General features: G+C 38.2%; 23 protein-coding genes. 14 read left to right on the top strand and 9 right to left on the bottom strand.

Translation table 11 applies throughout. The features are described 5' to 3' along the window. Positions 1-125 precede the first annotated feature (125 nt). Entirely contained in the window at positions 126-1,739 is a 1,614-nt protein-coding gene (locus tag E4O04_RS10680) for an ATP-binding protein (protein WP_253710848.1), read from the bottom strand. 106 nt (positions 1,740-1,845) lie between these two features. Between E4O04_RS10680 and xseB the strand changes: the two genes are divergently transcribed. The 9 genes from xseB (at position 1,846) to rlmN (ending at position 11,372) form a co-directional block, all read left to right on the top strand. Further along, entirely contained in the window at positions 1,846-2,082 is a 237-nt protein-coding gene (gene xseB / locus E4O04_RS10685) for an exodeoxyribonuclease VII small subunit (protein WP_253707892.1), read from the top strand. A gap of 11 nt (positions 2,083-2,093) precedes the next feature. Continuing rightward, positions 2,094-3,899: a DNA mismatch repair endonuclease MutL gene (gene mutL, locus E4O04_RS10690; protein WP_253707894.1), complete on the top strand. Its 1,806-nt coding sequence runs from the start codon at positions 2,094-2,096 to the stop codon at positions 3,897-3,899. 90 nt (positions 3,900-3,989) lie between these two features. Next, positions 3,990-6,461: a hypothetical protein gene (locus E4O04_RS10695; RefSeq protein WP_253707896.1), complete on the top strand. Its 2,472-nt coding sequence runs from the start codon at positions 3,990-3,992 to the stop codon at positions 6,459-6,461. A 118-nt stretch (positions 6,462-6,579) separates the two neighbouring features. Then, a complete protein-coding gene (locus tag E4O04_RS10700) occupies positions 6,580-6,957 on the top strand; it encodes a RidA family protein (RefSeq protein ID WP_253687366.1) in 378 nt (125 codons plus the stop codon). Further along, the gene (locus tag E4O04_RS10705) at positions 6,950-8,080 is read left to right on the top strand and encodes a DUF8086 family protein (RefSeq protein ID WP_253707898.1); all 1,131 of its coding nucleotides are present in this window, start codon (positions 6,950-6,952) and stop codon (positions 8,078-8,080) included. Before E4O04_RS10700 ends, E4O04_RS10705 begins: the two co-directional genes overlap by 8 nt. A gap of 108 nt (positions 8,081-8,188) precedes the next feature. Continuing rightward, on the top strand, positions 8,189-8,452 hold the full coding sequence (locus E4O04_RS10710; RefSeq protein WP_253687363.1) for a hypothetical protein: 264 nt from the start codon (positions 8,189-8,191) through the stop codon (positions 8,450-8,452). Between the two features lie 256 nt (positions 8,453-8,708). Further along, on the top strand, positions 8,709-9,011 hold the full coding sequence (locus E4O04_RS10715) for a hypothetical protein (RefSeq protein WP_253687361.1): 303 nt from the start codon (positions 8,709-8,711) through the stop codon (positions 9,009-9,011). Positions 9,012-9,067: 56 nt separating this feature from the next. Then, positions 9,068-10,315: a tetratricopeptide repeat protein gene (locus E4O04_RS10720; protein ID WP_253707901.1), complete on the top strand. Its 1,248-nt coding sequence runs from the start codon at positions 9,068-9,070 to the stop codon at positions 10,313-10,315. Beyond that, complete coding sequence (gene rlmN / locus E4O04_RS10725; RefSeq protein ID WP_253707904.1) at positions 10,305-11,372, top strand: dual-specificity RNA methyltransferase RlmN; 1,068 nt, start codon at positions 10,305-10,307, stop codon at positions 11,370-11,372. Before E4O04_RS10720 ends, rlmN begins: the two co-directional genes overlap by 11 nt. On the opposite strand, the gene E4O04_RS10730 is transcribed toward rlmN, so the two are convergent. From E4O04_RS10730 to rpsA, 6 genes are all read right to left on the bottom strand, one after another. Beyond that, a complete protein-coding gene (locus E4O04_RS10730) occupies positions 11,346-14,360 on the bottom strand; it encodes an EAL domain-containing protein (RefSeq protein WP_253707907.1) in 3,015 nt (1,004 codons plus the stop codon). The genes rlmN and E4O04_RS10730 overlap by 27 nt on opposite strands. A gap of 11 nt (positions 14,361-14,371) precedes the next feature. Next, positions 14,372-15,850 (bottom strand): extracellular solute-binding protein, encoded by a 1,479-nt coding sequence (locus tag E4O04_RS10735; RefSeq protein WP_253707910.1) that lies wholly within the window; start codon positions 15,848-15,850, stop codon positions 14,372-14,374. 92 nt (positions 15,851-15,942) lie between these two features. After that, on the bottom strand, positions 15,943-16,608 hold the full coding sequence (locus tag E4O04_RS10740; RefSeq protein WP_371922297.1) for a hypothetical protein: 666 nt from the start codon (positions 16,606-16,608) through the stop codon (positions 15,943-15,945). A 53-nt stretch (positions 16,609-16,661) separates the two neighbouring features. After that, the gene (locus E4O04_RS10745; protein WP_253707914.1) at positions 16,662-17,390 is read right to left on the bottom strand and encodes a tetratricopeptide repeat protein; all 729 of its coding nucleotides are present in this window, start codon (positions 17,388-17,390) and stop codon (positions 16,662-16,664) included. 1 nt (position 17,391) lies between these two features. After that, a complete protein-coding gene (locus E4O04_RS10750; protein WP_253707916.1) occupies positions 17,392-18,909 on the bottom strand; it encodes a sigma-54-dependent Fis family transcriptional regulator in 1,518 nt (505 codons plus the stop codon). A gap of 13 nt (positions 18,910-18,922) precedes the next feature. Next, positions 18,923-21,358: a 30S ribosomal protein S1 gene (gene rpsA, locus E4O04_RS10755; protein WP_253687347.1), complete on the bottom strand. Its 2,436-nt coding sequence runs from the start codon at positions 21,356-21,358 to the stop codon at positions 18,923-18,925. A 95-nt stretch (positions 21,359-21,453) separates the two neighbouring features. Between rpsA and E4O04_RS10760 the strand changes: the two genes are divergently transcribed. After that, positions 21,454-22,371 (top strand): GerMN domain-containing protein, encoded by a 918-nt coding sequence (locus tag E4O04_RS10760; protein WP_253707918.1) that lies wholly within the window; start codon positions 21,454-21,456, stop codon positions 22,369-22,371. Positions 22,372-22,490: 119 nt separating this feature from the next. On the opposite strand, the gene E4O04_RS10765 is transcribed toward E4O04_RS10760, so the two are convergent. Continuing rightward, positions 22,491-23,042 (bottom strand): STAS domain-containing protein, encoded by a 552-nt coding sequence (locus E4O04_RS10765; RefSeq protein ID WP_253678547.1) that lies wholly within the window; start codon positions 23,040-23,042, stop codon positions 22,491-22,493. 279 nt (positions 23,043-23,321) lie between these two features. Here E4O04_RS10765 and E4O04_RS10770 point away from each other — a divergent pair, with 279 nt between their 5' ends. From E4O04_RS10770 to E4O04_RS10780, 3 genes are all read left to right on the top strand, one after another. After that, complete coding sequence (locus tag E4O04_RS10770; RefSeq protein WP_253687343.1) at positions 23,322-24,056, top strand: RNA methyltransferase; 735 nt, start codon at positions 23,322-23,324, stop codon at positions 24,054-24,056. A 112-nt stretch (positions 24,057-24,168) separates the two neighbouring features. Then, complete coding sequence (pyrH, locus tag E4O04_RS10775) at positions 24,169-24,864, top strand: UMP kinase (RefSeq protein ID WP_253687342.1); 696 nt, start codon at positions 24,169-24,171, stop codon at positions 24,862-24,864. Further along, positions 24,864-25,382 (top strand): DnaJ domain-containing protein, encoded by a 519-nt coding sequence (locus tag E4O04_RS10780; protein WP_253707920.1) that lies wholly within the window; start codon positions 24,864-24,866, stop codon positions 25,380-25,382. Before pyrH ends, E4O04_RS10780 begins: the two co-directional genes overlap by 1 nt. Positions 25,383-25,422: 40 nt before the next feature. Here E4O04_RS10780 and infA read toward each other — a convergent pair whose 3' ends face one another. Next, positions 25,423-25,641: a translation initiation factor IF-1 gene (infA, locus tag E4O04_RS10785; RefSeq protein ID WP_002668257.1), complete on the bottom strand. Its 219-nt coding sequence runs from the start codon at positions 25,639-25,641 to the stop codon at positions 25,423-25,425. A 107-nt stretch (positions 25,642-25,748) separates the two neighbouring features. Here infA and E4O04_RS10790 point away from each other — a divergent pair, with 107 nt between their 5' ends. After that, entirely contained in the window at positions 25,749-26,108 is a 360-nt protein-coding gene (locus E4O04_RS10790; protein WP_253707922.1) for a TraR/DksA family transcriptional regulator, read from the top strand. Positions 26,109-26,139 lie beyond the last annotated feature (31 nt).

Genomic DNA, 26,139 nt, shown 5'->3' on the forward strand with positions numbered 1-26,139 from the left:
GTTTTAAAAGAAAGTTAAAATCTGTAATCGGCGGCTATTTTTGTCTATTTATTCAATTTATTTTCCTCTCATTTTATATCTATTAAAAATTACAATCTTTGATACATGTTATCAAAATTTATAAATCATGTCAATGTTTCGCTTATCCACTCTTTTACGGTTTTTTCTTCAGGATCGAAACTTACACCTATAAGAACTATATTTTTATTTTCGGCCTTGTACCTTTCGGCATAGTTTTTTTCTTTGATTTGTTTTAAGGCATCTTCCGCACTTTCCTTTAGCTTAAACTCAAAGATGTAAACAGCCTTTTCTGTTTTTACAAGGCAATCGGTTCTTCCTGTAGATGAAGGAGTTTCCACTTCGACAAACTGTCCCATCAAGGCAAAAACCAAGTAAATGCAAACTTGAAAATTATGCTCCCTCAAGGCGATGCTTTCATTGCTGTCTTTTTTTTCCGTACCGTAGGGGAGGCTTGCCATTATCGACTTTAATCTTTGCATAAACTCATCTACCTTTCCCGCTCTTAAATCCCTTGTAAACTGTACCACATTAAAAGAGGTATCTGTAAAGTTTATATTTGAATATTCGGGTAAAAGATTATACAAAAAACCGTAACGAACTTCCTCATTTGGAAAGCCCAACAAGTACATCTTATATTCTTTATCATAGCCTTTTATCGTTAAGTAACCCGATTGAAACAGTACGGGTATAATCGAATCCACACCGGCCCTGTATTCGGATAAGAATGCTGAATTCATCTCAACATTTCCGTCTAAGTCGGGAATATTGTAGTCCGCTCTTTTTAATTCGTTTACCAAAAAGGTTGGAGTACCTGTTGCAAACCAATAGTCTTCAAATTGTTTTGAAAAAAAGACATTGAGTAGACTGAATGGGTTATACATCGTTTCCGTCCCATAAGAAAAACAATAACCGTCATATCTTTTCTTTAAGGTCAAGACACAATCCTCATAGCTGAGCTCGTTTTTTTCGGCTAGGGTTTCTATTTCTGGGCGGAAGGTTTCTAATAATTCTTTTTGACTTATTCCGCAAATAGCTGAACATTCAGGGTTTATACTTATGTCGTTTAGATTATTTAAATCGCTGAATATGCTTACCTTGCTGAATTTGGTAACTCCCGTTAAAAAGGCAAAGCGTATTGCTTGGTCGGCTGTTTTTATGACTCCGAAAAAACCTTTAAGAATTGTCTTATAGATTTCATTTAAGGCAGCATCCTTCCACATAGTGTGAAGAAGGGGCTTATCATACTCGTCTATAAGGATAACTGCCTGCCTTCCGGTTTTTTTGTATGCACGGTGTATGATGCCGAAAAAGCGTTCTGCAAGAGTATTTTCAGAATTGCTCTTATCATATAATTCTTCCCATCTGCAAAGATGATTATTTAAAACACTTTCAAGGTCTTCCCTTGTTTCATATTTTGCAAGATTAAGGTCCAAATATAAAACGGGATATTCCAGCCAGATTTCTCTTTTTTCTTTTTCCGACTCTTCGAGTTTTTCAATGGCAAGGCCTTTAAACAATTCTTTTTGGCCTAAAAAATAGGCTTCAAGAGTAGAAAGAAAAAGACTTTTCCCAAAACGCCTCGGCCGTCTTAAAAAATAAACTCTGCCCGAAGATGCCAATCTATAAACATATTCGGTTTTATCGACATAGAGATAATTATCATCTCGTAATACCTTAAAACTTTGTACACCTATAGGCAGCTTTCGGCTAAAATCCATCATACTAGTAGTTTAGCATAAGCCATATAGCTTGTCAATTATCCGCCGCTATCGGAATTCATAAAGAAGACTTGACCCTCATCAAAAAAAAGGATAGTATTTGTCTATGAAAAAATTTGAAGAAAGACTGGAAAAACTTGAAAAGATAAGCGATGATATACGCTCCTCCGATATTCCTTTGGAAAAGGCTCTTTCCCTCTTTGAAGAAGGCATAAAGCTTGCCAAAGGGCTCGAAAAAGATATAGAAAAAATGGAAGGAAAGATTGAAGTCTTATTAAACCAGCCCGTACTGCCCGAAGAAGATCCGGAGCTCGACCTGTTTACGATAACGGAAAACGTTTAAGGGAAGCCGGCATGAGAGAATACAAGCCCGTAAAACTCTTATCAAAAGAAACCGCAAGCAAAATAGCCGCCGGAGAAGTTATCGAGCGGCCAGCCTCTGTTGTGCGGGAGCTATTGGATAACTCGATAGATGCGGGTGCCTCTCAAATCATAGTAGAAATAGAAGAAGGCGGAATAAGTACAATAAGGGTAAGCGATGACGGCTGCGGAATGACTAGGGAAGACTTGGAACTTTGTACCCATACCCATTCCACAAGTAAAATAGAAGAGGCTGAAGACCTCCTTCACTTACGGAGCTTGGGCTTTAGAGGTGAAGCCCTTTCATCGGTGCAGGCTGTAAGCTCCCTCGAAATTACCTCCACCCGCGAAGGCCCCGCAGCTTGGAAACTTTCCTTAGGAAAGATTTCTCCTGCACGCCTAAATAAGGGCACAACAGTCGAAGTTAAAAATCTTTTTGAAAACTTCCCTGCCCGAAAAAAATTTTTAAAACGCCCTCAATATGAGGCGGCACAATGCCGTCAGACCTTTGTCGAAAAGGCCATCCCCCACTACAATATCGAAATGCGTTATATAGCGGGCGGAATAAATAAGCTCATTCTTCCGCCTCATTCTTCCTTAAAAGAAAGATGCCTTACAGCTATGAGCCTTAAAGAACCTGAAGAGCTTTTTTACGAGATAAACCAAGAAGGAGACGGCTTTTCTTTTAAAGCTGTTTTAGGAAGCCCCGCGGTTGTCCGATCCGACAAGCGGAATATCTACATCTTTGTAAACGGAAGGCGGATAAACGAGTACGGTCTTGTTCAAGCCGTTTGCTACGCCTCGGAAGGATACTTTCCCAACGGAGGTTTTCCGGCGGCCTTTGTCTTCTTAAATGTAGAACCCGAAAGAGTCGACTTCAATATCCATCCTGCAAAAAGGGAAGCTAAATTCGAAGACTATAAAGAAATTCATCACAGCCTAAGCTCGGCCATCAGCTCTTTTTATAGGCAAAAGACCGTTTCGGATCTTTTAAAGGAAAGCTATGAACCTAAATATACGCCCGATTTAGGCTTCGAAAAAAAAGAATTCGAAGCCGCCGAGTTAAACCAAGCCTACGAAAGAACCTATAAGCAGCCCCAAGTAAATCCTTATTGGCCGCCCTCTCCGATAAGACAAATTGAGGTTTCAGTCTCTCCTTACGGTACATCGCCCGCCTTTCATGGAGTGCAGGCATCCGCTCATGGAGCATCGGCCGCAACCCATGGAGTGCAGACAGCCCCGCAAGATCTTCCAAAATCCGACTTTAAATTTTTAGGTCAATTTTGCGGTACCTTCATAGCCGTCGAAAAAAACAATGCCCTCTATATAATAGACCGGCACGCCGCCCACGAGCGGATCCTCTTTGAAGACTTAAAAGCAAGTTTAGGCCCCTCTCAAGAGCTTTTAATTCCGTACCGCATCGAAACGGAATCGGACAAAGACGATGAAATAATAAGATTAAACCTCCCTGAACTTCAAAAAGCAGGCTTTAATATAAAGGAAGAAAAAAGAGGCCTTTGGATTATAAGGGCAGTTCCCATAAGATGGCACGGTACCGAAAAAGAGCTAAAAGAAGACCTTGCAGGAGCAGGAAAGGACCCGTCCGGACTCATGCACCACATCCTTGCAAGCTCAGCCTGCCGAGCAGCCTGTAAAGACGGAGACATAATCGATCCCGTCTCTGCATACAACATCGCAGTAAAAACCTTCGCCCTCCCCGAACCCCTTTGCCCCCACGGCCGCCCCCTCTACTTTATAATCGACCGCACCGAACTTTTTAAGCGTATAAAGCGGACATAATCCCGTGCTTGTTTTTTCCCAAACCTTGATATATAATGTTTCATAACGGTTTCACCCAAATATTTATTTTAAAGGATGTCAGATAAATTTATGAAAAAAATTCTTATTTTTTTGCTTTGTTTTACTTTATGTTTTAGTGCCTGTAATTTTTTTATGCAAGAGGAGTATGGAGAAGTTATAATCGATCTTGAAGGATCGTCTTCAAGGGCTATAGGAAGCAACGGCCTTCCCGAAATTGCATCCTCGGAACTTTATTTGCAAATAATAGGGGAAACAAGCGGAATAATCGAAAGAAAATTTGAAGCAGGAACCCCTAAGTTTTTTTCTGAAAACTTTCCTATAGGAGAAAAACTAAAAATAAGGGTTCGTTTATCGGTGGTCTCAGCCTCATGGGAGACTTCCGTAAATCATACCGTTACTCAAGGCACAAATAATATCATGTTGAAGCTAAACAAAATAGCCTCTGGTAACAAAAAAATAGCATTTTCAATAGGACATTCAGGAAGCCCAGTAAACCATAAACTCAGATTTGAAAATAGTTCCGATATCGGCATAAATGCTTCGACGCCGATAAGCGGCACTCCCGGCTTTGCCCGCGACTCTAAGGGCAGGCTATACTTTATTTATAAAGATTCTTCGCACTGGAAAATAAAACGCTTTACAAGTGAAGGAGCAGAAGATACAGCCTACAATCATAGTCCGCTCACATCAAGCCTGACAGGAGATGAGGTCGAAATATTTTCCGATAGGTCAACTGGAGATATCTATATTTTGGATAAAAAAAGCTCAGGGAATAAGCTTTACAAAACTGACGGCACAACCAGCACAAATATAGAACTTCCTTCAAATTTTCAAACCCCATCAGGCGATAAGATCAGCCGGATGGCTATTTATGATAAATTCTGCTTTATCGCCGATGATAACAATAAATTACACTCTTATAATTTTAACGGCACACAAATATCAGGGCATCCAATAAAAAGTTTAGATTTATTTACGAATCTGATTAAAATAAATTCAAGTGATATTCCTGCCGGCAACTTTAAATCCGGAGATATTTTTGTAAACGAGAACAAGCTCTATGTGCTTTTTTCTGCATTTTCAAATGATTTAATAAATGGAGCCTATTCCTTGGGCGGAATTTTAGAATATACATACAACGATGAGGGAAATTTAGAACCGGCAAGAAAATTAGGCTTTTCGCAATCCTTTACCGCAGGAGCGGACAATATTGCCAATATTGACGAAGCTTCAAACTTTTACGGTGCCGCAAAAATAATAGGCTTTGAAGACGAAACAATCTACATAGCCGACGACGGATATAAATTACAAACCGGAACATCACATGCAGAAGTAGAAAAAAACAAAAACAGGATTGCAAGCCTTAACACAGTCTCAGGTGCTTTAAGCTTCGAGCCTACAGACCACACTTGGTTTGAAGAAAAACAGGAAGCAGCTCCGCCGACACCTCCTTCACCGGGAAAGATGATAGTATGGACCAAAAACGGAACAACCGGTTATAATTTTTATGAAGTTACAGATGAAGACCCAAATACATCGGGCAAAACACCTCTGATAACAGGTTCCGGAACTACTTATCCCCTTGATGTATTTTCCTTTGACAAGGACGGCAACTTATATGTGGTATGGAAAGTAGGGTCAACCTATAAGGTAAGGCAATACACAAAAAATTCTGACGGCAGTTTTAATACAAGCTCACCTCACGAACAGCAGTTATATTATAACTCAAGTACTCCGCTCAATCAAAATCAAACGCCAATAGCTATAGCAGTCGATACATCCAATAATACCACAGGGTATTTGATTTATAGCTATAATAACAATAATAGTAATACCCCAATGGAAAAAAATTCATGGACAAAGACAGCGGGTTTTAGTTCCGGCTCATACAAGGAGAGCTATACAATATTACCTGCAAGTTTCTCTGTAATGGCAATGACTGTAAGCTCTGAGGGCTTATTTGTAACAGTAAAAAAAGAACAGGGAACAAATGCAGCTCTCTCGATATGGAAATATGTAGATACATCTTCACCACCCAATAATCAAAAATATGCTCTTACAGACTTAGGATATCATACAAATCCGGGTAATGCCGATGACCTTGCTCCAAATTTTATTAACGACATGTATATTAAAGACGGAGCTTTATATATTTTAACAGCCCAATATAAGGGAAGATTGGATAGTCCATATACAACAAAGGTATCGGTAGGAGGAAGCTTATTAAAGCTGGAAAATTTAAGCGGTAATATACAAACCTCGCCCCTGACAAATCTATGGCCTTCAGGGACTATAGACAAATTGAAGGAGAACTACGCCCCCTACCGCTTTATCAAGACAGGCGATAATCAGATGGTAATAGCCTCCGACGGCTATAAGGGTAATAAAACTGAAACCCCAAAATGTACCCAGCTAAACAAACTGGTGTTTTTCAAAAAAACCGGCAGCTCAGCCCAATGGCAATACGAAACAGTTAAGGATACGGACGCAGAATTTTCAAAAGAGCTTAACTACACAGGCGGACGGTTCAAATGGGAATAGGTATAAGCCCTATTTTAGCTTTATGCAGCTTGCATCAGCAGGCTGCTAACCTCGGCTTGACTATGAGGCCTTAAAAAGGTAAAATAGCTTCATAAAATTTGTTTTTAAGGAGTTTTAAATGAAAGAAATTATCGCAACAAACAAGGCACCCTCAGCTATCGGCCCCTATTCCCAGGGAATTAAGGCAAACGGTTTTGTGTTTACATCGGGACAGATTCCCTTGGATCCTGCTACAGGAGCCTTCCCCGAAGGTATTAAGGCCCAAACACGCCAATCCTTGCTTAACGTAAAGGCCATTTTGGAGCAGGCAGGAACAAGCATCGATAAGGTAATTAAAACCACCGTTTTTTTAAGCGATATGAATAACTTTGCTGCAATGAACGAGGTATATGCAGAAATCTTCGGTTCATCAAACCATCCTGCAAGATCAGCCGTACAGGTTGCCCGCCTTCCTAAAGACGCCCTCGTCGAAATTGAAGTAATAGCCCTTGCATAATTTACTTAAAGTACGGGTTTTTCCTGTACTTCTGGCTTCGGTCCTCTTATTTGCCGCTTGTGCAAACAAAGAGGCCGAACCAGAAACAGTCTCTTTAACGGAAAAAACCGAGGCGGAAACCAAATCGCTAAACATACGCTGGTATTATTTTACTCAAGCTGAAAAATCGGAAACTCCGTGTTTAAAGCAAACGGATTCTCCCGAAAAAGTTCCCAAGCAGGATTTTATGCCGTGGACAGAGGCTCTAAGAGTGTCCGGCCTAGGGCTTATGTATGATCCGCCCCTCTTTCTTGTAAATAAGGCAGGAATTTTACCGGCATTCCCCATTGAAGAGGAACCTAAAATAGAAATCAAAAGCGAATTTTATACAAAAACGGCTGAAGGCTTTTATAAAACAGGCATTGGGAGCCTTTTAAGGCTGTATACAAATACTATTTTCTCATCTGTTCTACCCGATGAAAGCCCTTCAAGCCTCCTTAGGTATAATAGCGTAAATGGAGAGCTTTTAAGCCTTATCCGCCCCGAACATTTTAAACTCACAACCGGTTCACAGCTCTCAGCCTTGGAATTCGATAAAAAATGGTTTGCGGCTTTTAAAACGGAACAAGGTGACCATGTAACATTCGACTATTTTTCTTTTTCTTCTTTTGAAGACTTATTAAAAGGAACTTACTCCGTAATAAGCCAAGAAGAATTTATCAATGCATCTTCTCCTTCTTCCCTCGTTGGAGATAAGGACGGCATAGGAAAAATTTTGAAGATGACCGGAAAAAACATAAAAGCAGAGATATTTTCGGAAGACTTAAATACAAAACAGGTAATTTTTTACCAAAACACCAATAACTCATATGCCGGAGATTTTGAAATTACAGCCTCTGTATGCCAATTTACGCCTGAAAACAATCAAAACCCTTTTAAAGCTGTTCTTTTAGAAACCGGCAGGCTCTTTTATACAGATACTGAAACACAAGAATGGAAGGAAATCTCACTGCCTGCTCTACCCCAAGACTTTATTTATACATACTTTGTAATCAAAAATGATATTATAATTTCGGCCTGGGAAGAACAAAGCTTTTTCGAAACAGGACGCACCGGATTATTGGTATATAAAATCCGGCAATAAATTATATAAAAAAGACAAGAATTTGATATTATCTAGTTGACAAAAATACGAGCTCTCATCTATTATAATCATATAGATATAAACTAATAGTAGTACAAGGGGTTGTTTATGCTTGAAAATCTTGAATTGGAAAAATTCGATAATACCTTAATTTTTAGCGATTCTTACAATGATGACTTTGATGACGACGATTTCGACGATGACTTTGATGATGATTTTGACGATTTCGACGACGATGATGATTTTGACGATGACTTTGACGATTTTGATGATGACGATGACTTTGATGATGATTTCGACGATGACTTTGATGACGAAGACTTTGAATATGATGACGATGATGACTTGGATTACGATGATTTTGATGAATAATATGTAAAAATAAATTTCCCGAATAACCAAGGAGTGGTCCGAATTCTACTCTTTGGTTATAATTTTCTTCTATTAGTTATTGAATTAAACCAAAAGCCGGGGTATAATATTCGGTAATTGATTGTATAAATAAGGCTTTAATGTAACATTTTGCAATTAGTGATGTTTAAAGTTCTATAAATCAATGCTTACTATTTTTACAGTCGTACAATATAAAATTTAAATATTTATATAAGTATATTTAAAGGAAAGAATATTGCAAAAAATTAAAGAAGGCTTTATAAAAACAAGCGAATTGCCTGTTAAAACCTTGACTGCAGAACAAAAGGCAAAACTCAACCTTCGCGGTAATGAACTTTACAATAAAAAGGACATAACTGCTGCAGAAAGGATTTTTATTACAACCGGCTATTCGGACGGCCTCGCAAGAATAGGCGACTACTACGCAAACCAAAATGAACACCTAAAAGCATTAAAATTTTATCATCTGGCTCATAATACCTATAAAGAAGGTATTTTGCTGGATAAGTTGGCGGAAATTATACGTATGCTGATTTAAAAATTCGCAGCGTTTAATTGATTTTAGATGTAAGTACATACATTTATGGAGGATTAATGTCAGACATCAAATATGAAAAAAAATTAGCCAATACGGATATTCCGGATAAGACTACAGAAATTTTTGAAAACAATTTAGATAAAGGAATTTCTGCTCTTGAGGAATCGGATTTTATAACCGGTCCGGCCTTTAGTGAAGACATATTCAGCCCCGAGGATTCAAAACAGGTTGAAATATCGGAACTTTCAAAACAAGCCTACTCTCTTTTGAAAGGAAACAGTATTACCGAAGCAATCAATGTTTTTAAAAAAATATTGGAACTTGATCCTACAAATAATTATGCATTAGTAGGCTTAGGTGATGCAGAGCGTAAAAACAACAAATTCAATGAAGCAATAAAATTTTACAAACAATGTCTTGAATATCATCCCAGTAATAACTATGCTCTTTTCGGCCTTGCTGACTGCTATAAATCCATGAACCAATTTCCAAAAGCTATATCCATATGGGAAGAGTACCTTAAATTTGACGATAAAAACATTACAGTCTTAACTCGGGTTGCCGATGCTTACCGAAAAACCAAGGAATTTGACAAGGCAGAAAAGCTGTATCTAAAAGTATTGGAAAAATCCCCGAAAAACGCTTATGCCCTGATAGGCTTGGGACACCTAAATTATGACTTTAAAAAATATAGGGAAGCACTTGTCTACTGGGAAAAGGTAATGGAATCAAGCGGAGAATTTGTAGACATCCGCATCTTAACATCTATTGGAAACTGCTACCGAAAAATGAAATTATTTGATAGAGGCGTATATTATTTTGAAAGAGCTCTTGAACGTGCTCCCGACAACTTTTACGGACTTTTCGGCTTGGCTGACTGTTACAGAGGTTTAAATCAGCAATATAACTCAATAGTATACTGGAAAAAAATACCTGAACTCGATCCTAACAACAAGGTCATTTTAACACGAATAGGCGATGCCTACCGCAGTATGAATGACTTTGAAAAGGCAAAGGAAAGCTATCAAAAAGCTCTCGATATAGACTTTGATTCATATGCAATGTTAGGTCTTGCAATATTGTGTAAGCTGCAGCAAAAATATGATCAGGCTATTACTACCCTAACCCATCTTAAGGATACCGAAGATACAAACTACAGGGTATATCTTGAACTTGCCCAGTGTTATATAGAAAAAAAAGAAAAACAAAAAGCAATAGAAACTTTAATGGATTTCCAAAAACTTGGAATTAAAAATCAAACAGTTTCGGATCTTCTGTTTGAGCTGACAAAAAATGACCATTAAAAAAAACGAAATATCTCTTTCAGGAATGTTTCCTGAAGAGATTCAAAACTTTTGCGGCTTAAAAGAAAAATTCCGGGCCGAACAAATTTTTCGCTGGATAGCTTCAGGAGTACATAGCTTTGATGACATGACAAATCTGTCATTTGACATGCGCTCTAAACTAAAAAAAGATTTTTCTCTATTTTCAACCAAAATAAAAGAAACTTTAAAAGATAAAGACGGTACAATCAAACTGGCTGTAGAGCTTTATGACGGCTCCGTCATAGAAACCGTCTTACTTACAGATAAAGCAAAAAGAAAAACGGCCTGTGTTTCATGTCAGGCAGGATGCCCAATGAAATGCGCCTTTTGTAAGACCGGGCAGATAGGCTTTTTAAGAAACCTCTCGGCTTCAGAAATCGTAGAACAGTTTTTGCATTTGGAAAGAGAAGCCGGCGCCTTGGATAATATAGTCTTTATGGGTATGGGGGAACCCATGTTAAATTTGAACGAAATAGATAAGGCAATAAAAATTCTTGCTCATCCCAAAGGAAGAAACCTTTCTAAAAGACGCATAACAATTTCGACTTCAGGCCTATGCGAGGGTATCTACGATATGGCAGATAAGGGGCCTGAAGTGCGTCTTGCAGTCTCTCTGACAACAGCTGACGAGGTATTAAGGTCAGAGCTTATGCCTGTCAATAAAACAAACAGCCTTGACGAATTAAAGCAAGCAATAAAATATTTTAATTCAAAATCAAATAAGAGAGTAACATTAGAACTGGCCCTTATGAAGGGGCTTAACACCGATAAAAAGGCAGCTCAGCAGGTTATGGAATTTGCAAAAGGCCTTGAGTGTTTTATAAATTTAATACCTTGGAATCCGGTAGAAGGCTTGAATTTTAAAAGCCCTTCAGAAGCCGAAGTCCGTAATTTTGAAAACTATCTAAAAAAAGCAGGCTTAAACATAAGCACCAGACAAAAACGAGGGCAAAAAATAGGAGGAGCTTGCGGTCAACTGGGATCTACCGCAAGTAAGATCAAACAGGCCCTAATACAAAGAGAAAATCCTGTTTAACTCCTGTATCCTTTCTTCAGGTATAGGAACAATATCGAAAGACGGCTTTGCAAAAAAGTAACCTTGGAACAAGTCGACACCAAAGCGCAGCAATACATCTATCTCATCGATTGTTTCAACACCTTCGGCCAATATTATTATATCTCTCTTCTTTGCATAAGAAACAAGGTTTTCCAATACATTTTGCTTATCAAGGCTCTTATGAACGTCCCTTACTATGGACATATCTATTTTTACCAAATTAGGCGATAGGAATAAAAGGGATGACTCGTTACTATAACCGCTTCCGAAGTCATCGATAGCAACCATTGCATTCCAATTACGGATTCTTTCATTTTTTAGATCATAAAAGTTCGTGTTAAGAGGCTCTGATTCCGTGATTTCCAAAACGATATTTGAAAGATAAGGCTTAAATCTTTCTTCAAATTCAAAGAATTTGGCATCCGATAAAACTTGAGAACTTATGGTATTTAAAAATATCTTCGCATTTTTAGATATCTCTCCTTTTTCGATCTTTTTAACAAAGGTATCCATAGCGCCAAAAAAAGTAAGCTCTTCAAGTTTATGCAGTTTTGACTGTGCTTTAGCAAGACGCAGTATGTCCTCCGGACTTTTAAATTCCGGAGCCGAAGAACGCATCAGCATTTCATATCCGTAAATATCGCCCGTACCGGAAGTAACAATCGGCTGTAGAGCATATTCTATAAGATTCCTTTCAAGCATCTGATTGAGAGCTTCCGTACCATGGATCATTATATAATTTTTTTTATAAACATCCAAGTTAAATTCATGTAAAGAGCCCTTAAACGAGTGTTTTACGTCATACATTGCAAAATCGGCATATCGAATCAAATCGGCTTGATTGTCGGCATCATAAGGATACCAAGCCAAACCGGCAGAAACTCGAAGCCTTGATGTCTCTCCATTAGGAAGGGTTATAGGCGTTTCCTGTATATCCTTCCAAAAAGCGGTCAAAATAAGCTTTATTTCGTCCGACGTCGAAAAGGTGTAAAAGAAGGTATAAAACTCGTCTCCGGAGCGTCTGCAAACAAGACAGCGGTCTTGTTGCAGCATAGCAAGTTTTTTTCCAAACGCCATAAGATGCGTATCGCCATAAGCATGGCCAAAAGAATCGTTTAGATATTTTAGGTTATCAAGGTCCCACATAACAAGGGCACAAATACCTAAATGCTTTTGTTTAAATACTTCGGTTATCTTTCTATCAAAGGCAGCTCTATTATAAAGACCTGTAAGCTCATCATAATTCATTTGAAGTTCAAGTTTTTTGCGGTCTTCAACTTCCTTTGTAATATCTAGTGCTATACCTAAAATTTTGTCGTTTTCCTTCGTCTGCATAAACCTAATCCAACGAACCTTTCCATGAGCCCCTGTCGGTATAGCATAGATAGTCTTTGCATCATCCTTTGTATTTATATAATACTCATAATGATCCAACAATTTATAAAATTCGTCCGTCTTCAAAACGGAATCGCCTGAATATTTTTGAATATTAAAAAGCTTAAACCAAATCGAATTGCAAAAAACCGTCCCCATTAAAATATTGTGTTCAAAAACGCCTATAGGAACTTGAAGTTTTTCTATAATCGTAGATACCCGAGAAGCTGCATTAAAAACACTGGCACTTAATTTTTCTATTGCAACAATTAGAGTATCTATTTCGGTTATATTCATTTTTTCGATATTTACTATCTTTCTAGGATCACTGTTTTGCAGCTTTAATACAACCTTTGTAAACATATTGGAAATATGCTTACTCGACAAGTAAGATCCGGCTAAGAACAAAAAGCCCGATACAAGAACAGACTGCCAAAATATTTTTTTAAGTGTTACCGAAAACGAAAGAATTCCGGCCTCAGGAGCCAAACCTATAAGCACCCATTCTTGATTTTCATACATTCCGTTACGCTGATAAAGATGAAAGGATTCTATGGCCAAACAATATCTCTCTGTAAATATTGAGCCCTTATCAATACTATAAACACTTTTATAATCGGTCCGTTCAACCTCAAAGGCAGGAATATGGCTGGAATTCAAATTACTTGCAATGCTGTTAAAAACTATTGGCAAAAAAGTTCCGGCATCATTACTTATATCATGAACAGCCATACAGTACATTCCCTTTTTAGAAATATCAAGCTCATCAAAGTCTAAAAAGGTCTGAATATACTTTGCCGAAAGATCTATGCCAAGAATTCCGTAAATATTTCCTTTTTCATCCATTATCGGAATAGAGTATGTAATTGCCTCATCACTTAAAGGATCCAGTTTAAATAGAGTATTCCAAAATGCCAGATTTTTGACGGATTCATTCGGATATTTTACGGCAGCTGCAATGGGTGCATTAAAATATCTGTAAACAATATCCCGGCTGTTAGGTGAAATGGTAAAAAAGGGAGACCAATCAACCCCTAAGGCAATATTATTATTTTGCACAACCTCTGCCGGACCTCTCGATATAACTATATCCTCATTGCTTGAAGAATAAGACGAAGGATCTTCATTTCTTATATATAAACCCGGATAAAAAAAGTCGTTTGTTTTTGCAAGAGGGGCGGGAGCATCGATCACCAAAAAGACACCTGTAACATAGTTCCTTCTTATGGTATATATAAGCTGGGGCAGAAGTATATTGAGAATACTGTTTTGCAAGTCAGGATTATCTGCAAGCTGATAAAGCTCAATATTATTACGGGATAATTCTTCTTGAATTACTTTTAAAACCTTTTCATGCAAATCTGTAATTCTTGTCCACCTATTCGACATTTCATTTTCGATCAGTATTTTGCGGTTTAAAACTTTTTCACTTAGAACTCCATAGGCATTATCGCTGGATTTTTTAAGAATGTCTGAGCTTAAAAACATCGACATCATTACAGCTGCCTGAATAACAAATACAAAAAGCATAGGAACCAAAAGCCGTGACAAAATGGAAGTAGAATATTTTCGTTTACCTTTACTTTTTTTCATTATCACTCCAATTATTTTAAATCAAGTAATTTTTTTTCAAGCAGCTTAAGCCAGACGTCAAAGGAATCATCACCAATGAAATCAGTTACAGCTTCTTTATAGCTTTTCCCGGCCTTAATCTTTTCAAGTACCTTAGCCCTATCTTCTTTTGCTTTTTCTTGAAGTAAATCTGCAAGAATATTCCTTGCCTTATCCGAATTCTTAAAAGCCGGCTGAAAATAAAGATCTAAGGATTTCATTGTTTCTATGCTTACCTTAAGCGCATCCTGGACTACAGGTAAAATACATATACCGTCACTGCAAAAAGCAGCAGTTACCTGTTCCGCTTCAAGTTCTTTTTTCTTGACAGGCAGATAACCTGTTGAAACGGCAAATTCGGAATATTTTTGCATATCGGTAAACCATTTTAAAAATAGGACAGAGGCAGTCTCTCTTTTTATGTTGCTTTTTAATACGGCCATACCCGCTCCCTGCTGCACAATGGTTTTACGCTTTGCATTTCTAAAATGAGGAATTGGTAAAACCTCTAAATCGACAGGCTCAAAATTACCCTCAGAATTTATAACCTTTGACGGTAAATAAATTGAGGATGAAGTTGAGGTTACACAAGCAATAATATCACCCGTTTTTAAATCATCGGCCCTAAAACGGCCCTTTGCAGTAAAAAAACCTTTTACAAACGGAATATAATAATTATCCCAGCAAGCACGCAAGGATTTTTTATCCAATACAAAATCAACATCACCGTTTTCCAAAACATTGAAAATACTATGGCCAAGCTCATAAGTACCGGTTAAAATATAGTTACTCAAGGCATCCCGGCCAAAAAAAGGTTTACCGTCATTAGGCTCGGCAGTTAACGAATCAGTCCACTTATAATATAATTCCGCAACCTTTACTAAACCTTCCCAGGTAACTAAATCACGGTACGAAACACCCATAGCCTCTGCAAAAGGTTTCCATGCAGTCTTATTTAAAACAAAAACCTCGGTAGCCTTAGCAACCGGAAATAATTTAATTTCATCTTTTACGCCAAACCCGGAGGAGTATAAAAAACTTTTTACATATTCGTCTTTTTCTTTTTGAGTAAAAAAATCTGCTAAATCCAACAAAAGATCTTGTTTGTTGAAGTCATAGGCTGTATCGGGATAAGCCGAAAAAATATCGGGGGTTTCATCTGCTCCAAGTTTTTGCGAAAGGGCATCTGCCAAGAATGAAGATATTTCGCTTGCATTTCCCGCCCTCCTGATACCTCGGACATAGACTCCGTATTTTGCACCCTCGGAAGCATTAAAATTATCAACTAACCTATCAAACTTTTCTTTTTGAGTTGCACTGTAATAATGCCATATATTTATAGAAATAGGTTCATTTTTATTTAGAACTTTATCGACATCATACTTAACGGTCTTGTCTTTAGATAAAATTCGATTGCATGAACTTATAAGCAAACAAAGAATACAAAAAATGACAAGCTTCAATATTTTCATAAATGCCTCGTGTGCTATATTTTAGCATATCATATTGAGAATTGCAAGTATTATGGAGAAATTAAAGTATTTTTTTTTATGTTTAATAAACGCTATGGATTCTTTTTTATTTTAACATAACCCAATGAAATAAGGCTGCTATAAAGAGGCTTAAAGTTTTTATCGAAGCCGTAAGTTGCTGCAAAGGCTGCGACATAAAACGAATCGGAAGAAGGATTACTTGAAGATTGAACATCATAGTCACCGGGTTTTACGCCAGTAAATTCTTCAGCGTTTTGGCGCAATACCTTGGAAGAACTTCCACCCTCAACAAAAAACTCATTAGGTAATGTAAGCACAGTTTCAATACGGAATCTTACCTTACGGTTGGCGGGAGAGCCTGAAGCAGGAACAAGAGGCCTATCTTGATAGGAGTGTCCCTGATATGTTAACAGCTTATAATTATAAGATGACAAGAGATAATTAACTGAGTTGGCAGGATTTGAATCAGTATATTGGATCATCTTCTCTATTAATTTTTTGCAATCATCTTCAGATTCGTAAATACGGTAATAAACTTCAAAGCCCTTAAAAAAGCCTAGAGCAGCATTCAAATTTTCTTTATCTGAAGTTTCAAACTCAAAATACATCTGAGCTTCATCACTATGTCCCGTAGGGCTGTGAATTAATTTTGGAGGCTCCAAATAATCAATATCGTCTATACCGCAGGAGAAAAAAATAAAAATACTTAAAAAAAATAATAATTTTTTTCCGCGCATATAACCTCTGTTAAGGATAAACCGGCATACACCGAATTTATCCTTAAAATCAATCACTGCTTATCGATTCCTGTAATAACAATTATACGGGATTTTGCAAGAAGAGCCCATTCGTTTTGAGGATATTTTTCCAAAAGCTTATTATAGGAAAGTATGGCATCTTCTTTCTTTTCTAAAGCTTCATACAGGCGGCCGGTATTAAAGATAGCCCTAGGGATGAGGGGAAAATTTGCAACCCTTGAAGCTCTTTCGTAATAAGAAAGGGCCTTTTCTTTATCACCAAGCTCATCGGCACAAGCAGCCGCATTAAAAGATGCAACGCCTTCAACATAAGAACCTTTTACGGCCCCGGCTGCAAGTTCATAGAATTTTAGAGCATCTTCATACATCTTGCGTTGAAAATAAATTTCGGCTATAACCGTATTTGCCCTAAAACCTGCATAAGAAGAAGCATATTTGGAACCAAGGCCTTTTAACTCTTCAATGGCCTTATCTTCAGCTTCCTTTACAGCCTCCGAAACCTTTTTTTCGCTCTGTTCGGCAGTATCTTCAGTCACAGAATTTTTAGCCCGATCTTCCCTCTTAAAATCTTCAAGCTCATAAATAATTTTTTCAACGCTTGTAATCGAAGTTTTCCTGGAATTTTCGGCTGTTACAAACCAAACAACAATACCTGCGACGGCAACCAAAATACAAACCAAAACGCCAAGCACTATTTTTCTATATTGGACTAAAAAATCATTGATTTTTTGTGCCAAATCTTTATTTTCATCTAGAACCATTTTATATCTCCTTAATTTCAAGCTCTTTTATCAATCTCGATAAATATGTACGCTGTATTCCGAGTTTTTCGGCAGCAGCTGTTTGATTCCATTTATGTTCATTTAGAATTTTGACAATAAAAGATTTTTTAAAATCATTTACGGCTGATTTTAAATCCGTATTTGAGTAATTAACCTCAGGCTCAAAAGAAGAGGATTCAATTTTTAAAAGCAAGTCCTTTTCCTCGATATAGGGCGGCTTACCCAAAACACAGGCTCTTTCAACGGCATTTTCAAGCTCCCGAATATTTCCAGGCCAAGAGTAAGCATTTATAAGCTTTTCCGCATCAGGCGAAAAACCTAAAAACGGCTTTTTTACCTCTTTGCTGAATTTCTTCAAAAAGAAATGGGCCAGCTCCGGTATATCCTCCCTCCTGTTTCTAAGAGGCGGAATATATATAGGCAAGACGTTTAAGCGGTAATAAAGATCCGATCTGAATTTTCCCTGCCTTACAAGCTCTTCTATGTTCTTATTTGTAGCCGCAATTATCCGGGTATCAACCGTAAGAGTTTTATTTGACCCTACTCTTTCAAAGGCCATTTCCTGCAAGACCCTTAAAAGTTTTGTCTGCAAGGTTAAAGGGATATCTCCTATTTCGTCCAAAAAAATAGTTCCCTTATCGGAGAGCTCAAACCTGCCCTTTCTATCCGAGATTGCATCCGTAAAGGCTCCTCTTACATGACCGAAAAGTTCGCTTTCAAGCAAGCCTTCGGGTAAGGCTGCGCAGTTCACCCTGATAAAGGGATTATTAACACGCCTCGAATTCAAATGAAGCTGTTCGGCAATCAGCTCTTTTCCGACCCCGCTCTCGCCCAATATGAGTACGGAGGCATCGGAAGCCGCTATATTACGGCACAGTTCAAGCTTTTCATTCATCACCTTACTTTTTGCAATAAAGGTGTGGTAGCCCCTATCCTGCTCCAACTGATCTTGGAGGCAAATAATTTCTTCCCGGGACTTTTTATAGTGCTTTGCATTTTCATAGGCTATAGCCGTCTGTGTAGCAAAAAGCTCCAATACGTTTAAATCGTCTGCATCAAAATCTTTTTCGTCTCTCTTGTTTAAGACTTCAATAACCCCGATACACTCGTCTTTAATACACATAGGCACCGCAATCATATTACGGTTTTTATAACCCGTAACCTTCTGCACGGTAGGATCAAAACGGGGATCGCTTAATACATCATTTATGATAGCACTGCGGTTGTATTTTATAACCCAGCCGGCAATACCGTCCAAGGCAATAACCATCTTTTTTGCTTCAATCCCCTTAGGTCCTATTGCAATTTCAAACCTAAGCCTTTCACCGTCCGGCTCAAGCATCAAAAGAGATGCAGCCTCCCCTTCCACAACATCCATTGCCGATTCTACAATCTTTTCCAAAAGAACACTCAAATCTGAATAGTTTGAGTTTATCAGCAAGCTTGTGTTTATAAGAGTATTAAGCTTATCTCTTTTAATGCTCTCAACCGTGCTCATAGAACGAACAGATTTACTCCGGTTTATTCTTTAAAAGGTCTCCAAGAGTATAAGATGAATCGTCATCTTCTTGTTCGGTTGACATATACTGAGAAATTTCTTCCTGCTGCTGTTTTCGTTTAAAATCTTTAATGGAGAAAGCAGTCTTTTTGTTTCTCGGATTTATTTCGATTACTACAGCCTTGATCTTATCGCCTACAGCATATTTTGCAAGAGCTTCTTCCGGTGTTTCATCCCTGGACTCAACCAAATTTTGTTTATGGATTAAGCCCTCGATGTCCCCGGGAACCTTTACAAATACACCAAAGTCCGTGATTGAGGAAACTTCACCTTCAACAATAGAACCGACCTTATAAGCGGCTCCGAATTTTTCCCACGGATCATCGGTAAGCTGTTTGATACCCAAGCGGATTCTTCTCGACTCGGCATCGCATTCGATAACGATAACTTCGATTTCTTTATCTACTTCAAGCTCGCTGCCCGGATGCTTTACGCGCTTAATCCACGAAATATCGTCTGCGTGTAAAAATCCGTCGATACCTTCTTCAAGTGAAATAAAGGCGCCTGCATTTGTAATTTTAACAACCTTTCGGGTCAAGCGTGTTCCTACAGGGTAACGCTCCTCAATGGTATCCCAAGGATTGTCCGTAACCTGCTTTAGTCCCAAAGAAACTCTTCCGGCCTGAATATCGTAGCCGAGAATCATACATGTTACCTTATCTCCGGGCTTTAAGATATCCTCAGGCTTATTAATCTTCTTAACCCAGCTGAATTCGCTGATGTGAGCCAAACCTTCGATTCCTTCATCCAACTCGATAAAGGCACCGAAATCGGTTGTCTTTGTAACCGTTCCCGTAACAATGTCGTCAACGTGGAACTTGTCTTCAAACTGAAGCCAAGGATCCTGAGTAAAATGCTTTAAGGAGAGGTTTATTCTCTTGTTTTCGGGATCAAGGCGGATTACTTTTAGTTCAATCTCTTCACCCTTCTTTACGAAGTCCTTAGGACGGGTTACATGACCCCAGCTCATATCATTGATATGTAAGAGGCCGTCAAAGCCGCCCAAATCGATAAAGGCACCGAAACTGGTAAAGCTTTTTACCGTACCCTTTACGGTGTCGCCTATCTTTGTATTTTCAAAAAAAGCGTCTCTTTCTTTTTCGGTACGCTCTTCCATATACCTGCGCCTGTTTACAACAATATTTTCACCTGAGCGCGAGTTAAAACTCAACTTTTCGATGTAGAATTTTGATTTTAAACCTACTAAGGTTTCAGGCTTTTCGACTCTGGATACATCTGCCTGGCTTAAAGGCAAAAAGGCAGTCAGTCCGCCGCCGAGCTTTACCTCATAACCGGCCCTAACCTGCTTTAAGATAGTACCTTCAATAGGAGTCTTATCGGCATGAGCCTGTTTAAACTCTTTTTGAAGAATAAGTCTATCGGCCTTAAGTTTTGATACGGACAAATGACCGTTTGAGCCTTCGGTTTTTTCGATAAGAACATTAACCTTATCGTTTACCTTAGGTTCTTCATCAAACTCATCCAAGGGAATATGCCCCTCTGATTTACCGCCTACATCGACAAAAACGGTTCCGTTGTTTACAGCAACAACATAACCTTCTTTAATTGTCCCCGCCTCCGGAGCCTCAAAATTATTTAAGTACTCCTCTTGTAATTGTGCTTGGATGCTTCCATTGGACTCTTTTTCAACATCCTTTACCACTTCCATCTTTTCCATAGATAACCCTTTATTATTGATATTTTCCGACTTTGCTGCCGGCATTATTGCCGACACCTTCGCCAGCATTTTTGCATAAACTTCATTTATATCTAAGTCCGACGTATCTAAATACACGGCATCGGAAGCTATCTTTAAGCTCCCTTCTTTTTTATTTTTATCGACTTCATCTCTTTCGAGGATTGTTTTTTTTATTTCTTCCGGTGAAAGATTGCTTGTCCCCTGATCAAAGCGCCTTTTTGCCCTGGCCTCTGCAGAAGCATCAAGATAAAACTTAATATCGGCATTAGGAAAAACAACGGTTGTCATATCCCGGCCTTCACAAACAGCCCCTGTTTTAGCGGCTTCTTCACGAATTTTCTTATTTAATATACGCCTTATAGGAACTATAGCCGAAAGAGGGGCCACAATGGATTCAACGGCATCACTTCGAAGATGGGCTTCGACATTTTCATTACCCAAGAACATTGCCCCCTTTTTATAAAACAGTTCCGTTTTTTCGGCAAAAGAGGTCCATTTTTCTTCATCGGAAAGATCGGGAGCTTGTCCTCCGCTTCCGTCATCTCCTCCGCCGAAGGAGCGCAGCACAGCCAGAGCCAAGGCTCTATAAAAGCTGCCCGTATTCATAAATGTAATGTTCAAGTGTTCGGCAAGCATCTTTGCAAGGGTACTTTTGCCTGAGCCTGCAGGTCCATCAATCGCTATTATCATATTCTACGATTATACAATTTTTTTAACATTATGTATATACTTTTTTATAAAAAGTATAGTATTTTTTTCTAAAATATATTATTATGTGGGTAATTATGGGAAAGAAAAATACATCTTTAGGCTGTTTTTTTTGGCTTGCATTTATTTTATTGATAGCCCTGCTCTTTTTTATCAACAAAGACAATATTGCCCGGGTTTTTGAAAAAACAAATGCAATAAGCATATTCCAAAAAAAAGAGCCGCCGGAAGAAAAACAAACTGAAGTAGATCTTGAAGGCATTCAAAACGAAATAGAAAAAATAAGAGCGGCAGAAAAAGATGAAGAAAATTCTTCTGAAGAAAAAGCCGAGGCTGAACCGGCAAAACCTGCTGAACAAGATCAAAAAACGGTAAAGAAAACTTCAGAGCCGGAAAAAGCTCAGGCCGATAAACCTAAGGAAGAAAAAAAGCCTGCTCCTAAAGACTCAACCGAAAAAAATGCAAAGACTGAAGCTAAAACTGCCAAAAAAAGCTCTGAAAACAAAAACAAAGATGAATCTAAAAAAGATGTAACTAAGGTTGAACAAAAAAATGAAAAAGCATCCGAAAAACGCAGCTCTAAAATTTACTTGGTCAAAATAGATTCGGACGGTAAATTGGTAAGAAAGGCAGTTATGAGGCAGCTTGTAAAAACGGATTCACCCTTAACCGATGCCATAAACAGCCTCCTACACGGCCCCACAACGGAAGAAGCAAAACAAGGCTTCCGCTCCTTTATACCTCCCGATACAAAACTTTTATCGATTGAGGTGAAAAACGGGGTTGCAGAAGTAAATATAAGCGAAGACTTTCAATTTAACAGATACGGCATAGAAGCCTATCAAGCCCAGCTTGAACAAATAGTTTTCACTGCATGCGAATTCTCAACAGTAAGCTCGGTTCAATTTTTGATCAATGGCAACAAAAAAGAGTACCTCGGAGCCGAGGGTATATGGATAGGCTCCCCCCTATCGGTTAATTCGTTTTTAAGATAATTTTATAAGTCAAGATAATTTTAAACGGTTAAATGTGTACTTAAAGATATGCATTTCAGCTTATAAGCTCGGTTAGGAAAGAGCCTATAAGCTTCAAGTATTTTAAGAGGATTTAAGATTTAGCCCAAGAATACTTGAGCATTGTTGTCGATAGCCAATATGGTTTTACATTCCGAGCATCTAAAACGTCCGGCCTTAGTAGCCTTAAGTTTCTTTGAACATATAGGACAAGCAAATATTTTAGGAAACACTTGCGCATTTGCGGTTGTACTTGAGCTTTGAAAAAATGCTACCGCATCAGACAAGGCATCCTTAATATTAAAAAATTGCGAAAAGCCTAGAAGCTGGAATATTTCATATACCTTCGGCTGAATATCCAATAAAACTATATCCCCGCCTCTTGGTTTTACTGTTTTTAAAAAGGCTGTAAACGAACCTATACCCGTTGAAGAAACGTAGTTTAAAGCTGCACAGTTAAATACAATCTGTATAAAACCGCCGTCTATAATTTTTGCAATGCGCTTTTGAAAAAACGCAGAGTTATAGGTATCAATGTAGCCGTTCAAAAAAACAACCACGCATTTGTCAAGTCCATCTACTCTTTGAAGCCGAATCTTCAAGCTGTCATCTTTTTCATCATCAAAGCCGGCTATAACACTGTTATTACTCATAATTCTCCCGATTTACTTTCAAAATAAAGAAATAATCCAGTATCTCTAACGTGTATTATACCCTTTATTTTAAAAAAAGTCAAACATAAAACAAAAAAATATCTATTTTTCTGTAACTTGTACTTTTAATAATTCAAAGAATACCATACAAGAACAAAGAAATTCTTTTACAGTTACAGTATCGGCTAATATTCATAGGGTTGTAGCTTATTTTCCAAAATTTAAGATTTTTTTTTAATTTCTCTTGACATAAGAGCCGAATGACGGCAATATACAAAAATGAACTTTGAAAAAACAATTATTCTTTGCCGGCCGGAAACAAGCGCAAACATAGGAGCCGTATGCAGGGTTATGGCAAATACCGGCTTTAACGATTTGAGAATTACGGGAAACAAGGAAGATTACGATGAAACGGAGGTCTTAAAACTGGCCCTTCACGCTTCCCACGTGTGGAGAAATGCTCATTTTTATCCTCCTACCATCGAAGGGCTAAAAGAAGCGGCATCGGATTGCTCAACCTTGATAGGAACCAGCAGACGTACCGGCCATAAACGTAAAGATCTGGGCATCAGCCCCGAAGACCTCTGTCTTGACTTAAAAAGATTTTACGGAGGCAGATTAGGCCTTGTTTTCGGGAATGAACGCACAGGTCTTATAGATGAGGAACTCAATATATGCTCTTTTTCCGTTAATATTCCTGCTGAAGAAGCTTTCGGCTCTTATAATCTTTCCCATGCCGTGCTTATTCTTTGCTATTCCCTGTATATAGCAGAAAAGAATAATCCGAACGCGGAAAAAAACATCTACTTAAAAAAGGCCTCAATGAAGATGATTCAAGAAAATTCCGAACAGATATGTAAATATCTTTCGGGGCTGGGCTTATTTAAAAAGGGCGGTAAAAAAATAAACGAGACCTTTTTTACCGAGCTTTTATCCTCTGCAGGGGCCTCAGAATTCGATACAATGCATTTAACTGAAATTTTTAAGAAACTTTTCTTTATGTACAGTTGTTAGTATACAAATTGAGAGTATGCATGGCGTAATAAAAAAATATTTTTTTTATTGCCGATGATACGGTAATGCAGTATATTTAACACGCAATAGCTTAGCTTTTAGGAGGGAGATTATGGTAACTGTTTTATCGGTAGGGGGCTCTATAGTAGCTCCGGATAAACCTGATTTCGATTTTTTAGATAAATTTTCAAAAACTATAAGAACTTGGCTTTCTCAAGACTCATCACGAAAACTCATTATGGTAATCGGAGGAGGCGCTCCTGCCCGGGATTATCAAAACGCATATAGAACAGTTTGTGATCTAAGAAAGGCCCCGGCAAAAAATGATGAGGCAGATTGGATAGGAATAATGGCAACAAGACTGAATGCCCAGCTTGTAAAGGCAGTTTTTGAAGATCTTTGCCCTAATCCCGTGGTGTATGACCCTACGGCAATAGATAAATTCGGCGGACAAATTCTGGTTGCAGCAGGCTGGAAACCAGGTTTTTCGACAGATAATGATGCCGTAGTCCTTGCAGAAAATTTTGGAGGAAAGTTGGTAGTAAACCTTTCAAACATTGCCAAAGTTTATACTGACGATCCCAAAAAAAATCCTGAAGCAAGACCTATAGATTCAATATCTTGGGAAGATTTTATAAAAATAGTCGGGACCGAATGGATTCCGGGAAAAAATACCCCCTTTGATCCCATAGCCAGTCAAAGGGCTCAAAAAGCAGGCTTAAAGGTAATATGTGCGGCAGGCAAGGATATTGAGAATTTGGAAAACATTCTCAATGGTAAAGAATTTAAAGGAACGGTGATAGGCTAGTGGAAAATTATTATAATATTCTTAATGTTTCTAATAATGCTGATGAAGACCAAATTAAACACGCATATAGAAATTTGGCTATGAAATATCATCCCGATAAAAATCCGGACAACAAGATAGCCGAAGAAAAATTTAAGCGTATAAGTGAAGCGTACTCCGTGCTTTCCGACCCTCAAAAGCGAAGGGACTATGACTTCAGTATGTCAAGCTCCTTTAACTCATCAGGAAAAACCTATACTTACAGTCAAAACACAAGTCCCTTTGGAGAAGATCTTTTCAGCTCTAAATGGTGGAAAAAGTGGAGAGATGTCCGCAATGAGAATGCAAAGAAAAGAGAAAAGATCAGCCGAAGCGAAGCCTTCAAAATTCTTATACGCGGTATAATACTAACAATAGTCGGTCTATTATTTTTTAAGAGTATTATCTTTTTAGGAATTTTCGGGCTTCTTTTAGCCTTATCCCTTGTTACGGAGGGAGTCCTCCGAATACGGAAAGGCTATATGGCGATATTCGATTAAGGCTTACCTTTAATTGAGAGCTTAGCCCTAAGGTGAGTGCTTATCTTTCTCTGAAGATAATTCGGCCTCTTGTCAAGTCATAGGGGGATAGGGCAACTTTGACCGTATCTCCCGGTACAATTTTAATATAATGCTTTCGCATTTTTCCCGATAAATGAGCCAAAATAACATGACCGTTTTTTAACTCAACCCTAAACATAGTATTGGGAAGAGACTCCTTAACAATACCTTCAACTTCAATTGCTTCTTCCTTAGCCACAAGACCTCCAAAAAAATGAATAAATTCCAAAAAAACATTTGCTTTTTGCTTAATTTAGTCGTATAATTCTAAAGTCTATTAAAAAAATTGTCAACTAGGAGACGTATATGAAAAAGAAGTTTATTGAGGAAATGAAAGAATATTTGCTAAATGAAAGGGACGAAATACTCGCTTCATTGCAGCGGAATGATGAGGAGTATGCAGAAACCTTAGCAAACAGCATTCCCAAAGACTTTGCAGATCTGGCCTCGTATAGTACCGACAGAGATATGCTCGAATTTATCGGCGAAAATAATGTAAAAAAGCTGCAAAAGATTGATTCCGCATTGGAAAGGATAAGAGAGGGCAAGTATGGGAAATGCATTACCTGCAAGGAGCAGATTCCTGAAGACAGACTAAAGGCCCTGCCCTATGCCCTAAAATGCATTCAATGCCAAACCAAATCCGAAAAAAAGATGCGTCCTTAAACACAAAAATAAACCGTGACCGTCTAAAAAG

The organism is Treponema sp. OMZ 799, from assembly GCF_024181365.1.
In the GTDB taxonomy this organism is placed as follows: Bacteria; Spirochaetota; Spirochaetia; order Treponematales; family Treponemataceae; genus Treponema_B.

What these genes read in the sequence shown, in the direction of transcription:
- rpsA (WP_253687347.1), bottom strand. Translation starts at nt 21,358, where the DNA reads ATGATAATAGCGATTGATGGACCTGCAGGCTCAGGCAAAAGTACCCTT.
- E4O04_RS10700 (WP_253687366.1), top strand. Translation starts at nt 6,580, where the DNA reads ATGAAAGAAATTATCGCAACAAACAAGGCACCCTCAGCTATCGGCCCC.
- rlmN (WP_253707904.1), top strand. Translation starts at nt 10,305, where the DNA reads ATGACCATTAAAAAAAACGAAATATCTCTTTCAGGAATGTTTCCTGAA.
- E4O04_RS10745 (WP_253707914.1), bottom strand. Translation starts at nt 17,390, where the DNA reads ATGGTTCTAGATGAAAATAAAGATTTGGCACAAAAAATCAATGATTTT.
- E4O04_RS10765 (WP_253678547.1), bottom strand. Translation starts at nt 23,042, where the DNA reads ATGAGTAATAACAGTGTTATAGCCGGCTTTGATGATGAAAAAGATGAC.
- xseB (WP_253707892.1), top strand. Translation starts at nt 1,846, where the DNA reads ATGAAAAAATTTGAAGAAAGACTGGAAAAACTTGAAAAGATAAGCGAT.
- E4O04_RS10790 (WP_253707922.1), top strand. Translation starts at nt 25,749, where the DNA reads ATGAAAAAGAAGTTTATTGAGGAAATGAAAGAATATTTGCTAAATGAA.
- E4O04_RS10730 (WP_253707907.1), bottom strand. Translation starts at nt 14,360, where the DNA reads ATGAAAAAAAGTAAAGGTAAACGAAAATATTCTACTTCCATTTTGTCA.
- E4O04_RS10760 (WP_253707918.1), top strand. Translation starts at nt 21,454, where the DNA reads ATGGGAAAGAAAAATACATCTTTAGGCTGTTTTTTTTGGCTTGCATTT.
- E4O04_RS10720 (WP_253707901.1), top strand. Translation starts at nt 9,068, where the DNA reads ATGTCAGACATCAAATATGAAAAAAAATTAGCCAATACGGATATTCCG.
- mutL (WP_253707894.1), top strand. Translation starts at nt 2,094, where the DNA reads ATGAGAGAATACAAGCCCGTAAAACTCTTATCAAAAGAAACCGCAAGC.
- pyrH (WP_253687342.1), top strand. Translation starts at nt 24,169, where the DNA reads ATGGTAACTGTTTTATCGGTAGGGGGCTCTATAGTAGCTCCGGATAAA.
- E4O04_RS10680 (WP_253710848.1), bottom strand. Translation starts at nt 1,739, where the DNA reads ATGGATTTTAGCCGAAAGCTGCCTATAGGTGTACAAAGTTTTAAGGTA.
- E4O04_RS10770 (WP_253687343.1), top strand. Translation starts at nt 23,322, where the DNA reads ATGAACTTTGAAAAAACAATTATTCTTTGCCGGCCGGAAACAAGCGCA.
- E4O04_RS10695 (WP_253707896.1), top strand. Translation starts at nt 3,990, where the DNA reads ATGAAAAAAATTCTTATTTTTTTGCTTTGTTTTACTTTATGTTTTAGT.
- E4O04_RS10710 (WP_253687363.1), top strand. Translation starts at nt 8,189, where the DNA reads ATGCTTGAAAATCTTGAATTGGAAAAATTCGATAATACCTTAATTTTT.
- E4O04_RS10740 (WP_371922297.1), bottom strand. Translation starts at nt 16,608, where the DNA reads ATGCGCGGAAAAAAATTATTATTTTTTTTAAGTATTTTTATTTTTTTC.
- E4O04_RS10735 (WP_253707910.1), bottom strand. Translation starts at nt 15,850, where the DNA reads ATGAAAATATTGAAGCTTGTCATTTTTTGTATTCTTTGTTTGCTTATA.
- E4O04_RS10750 (WP_253707916.1), bottom strand. Translation starts at nt 18,909, where the DNA reads ATGAGCACGGTTGAGAGCATTAAAAGAGATAAGCTTAATACTCTTATA.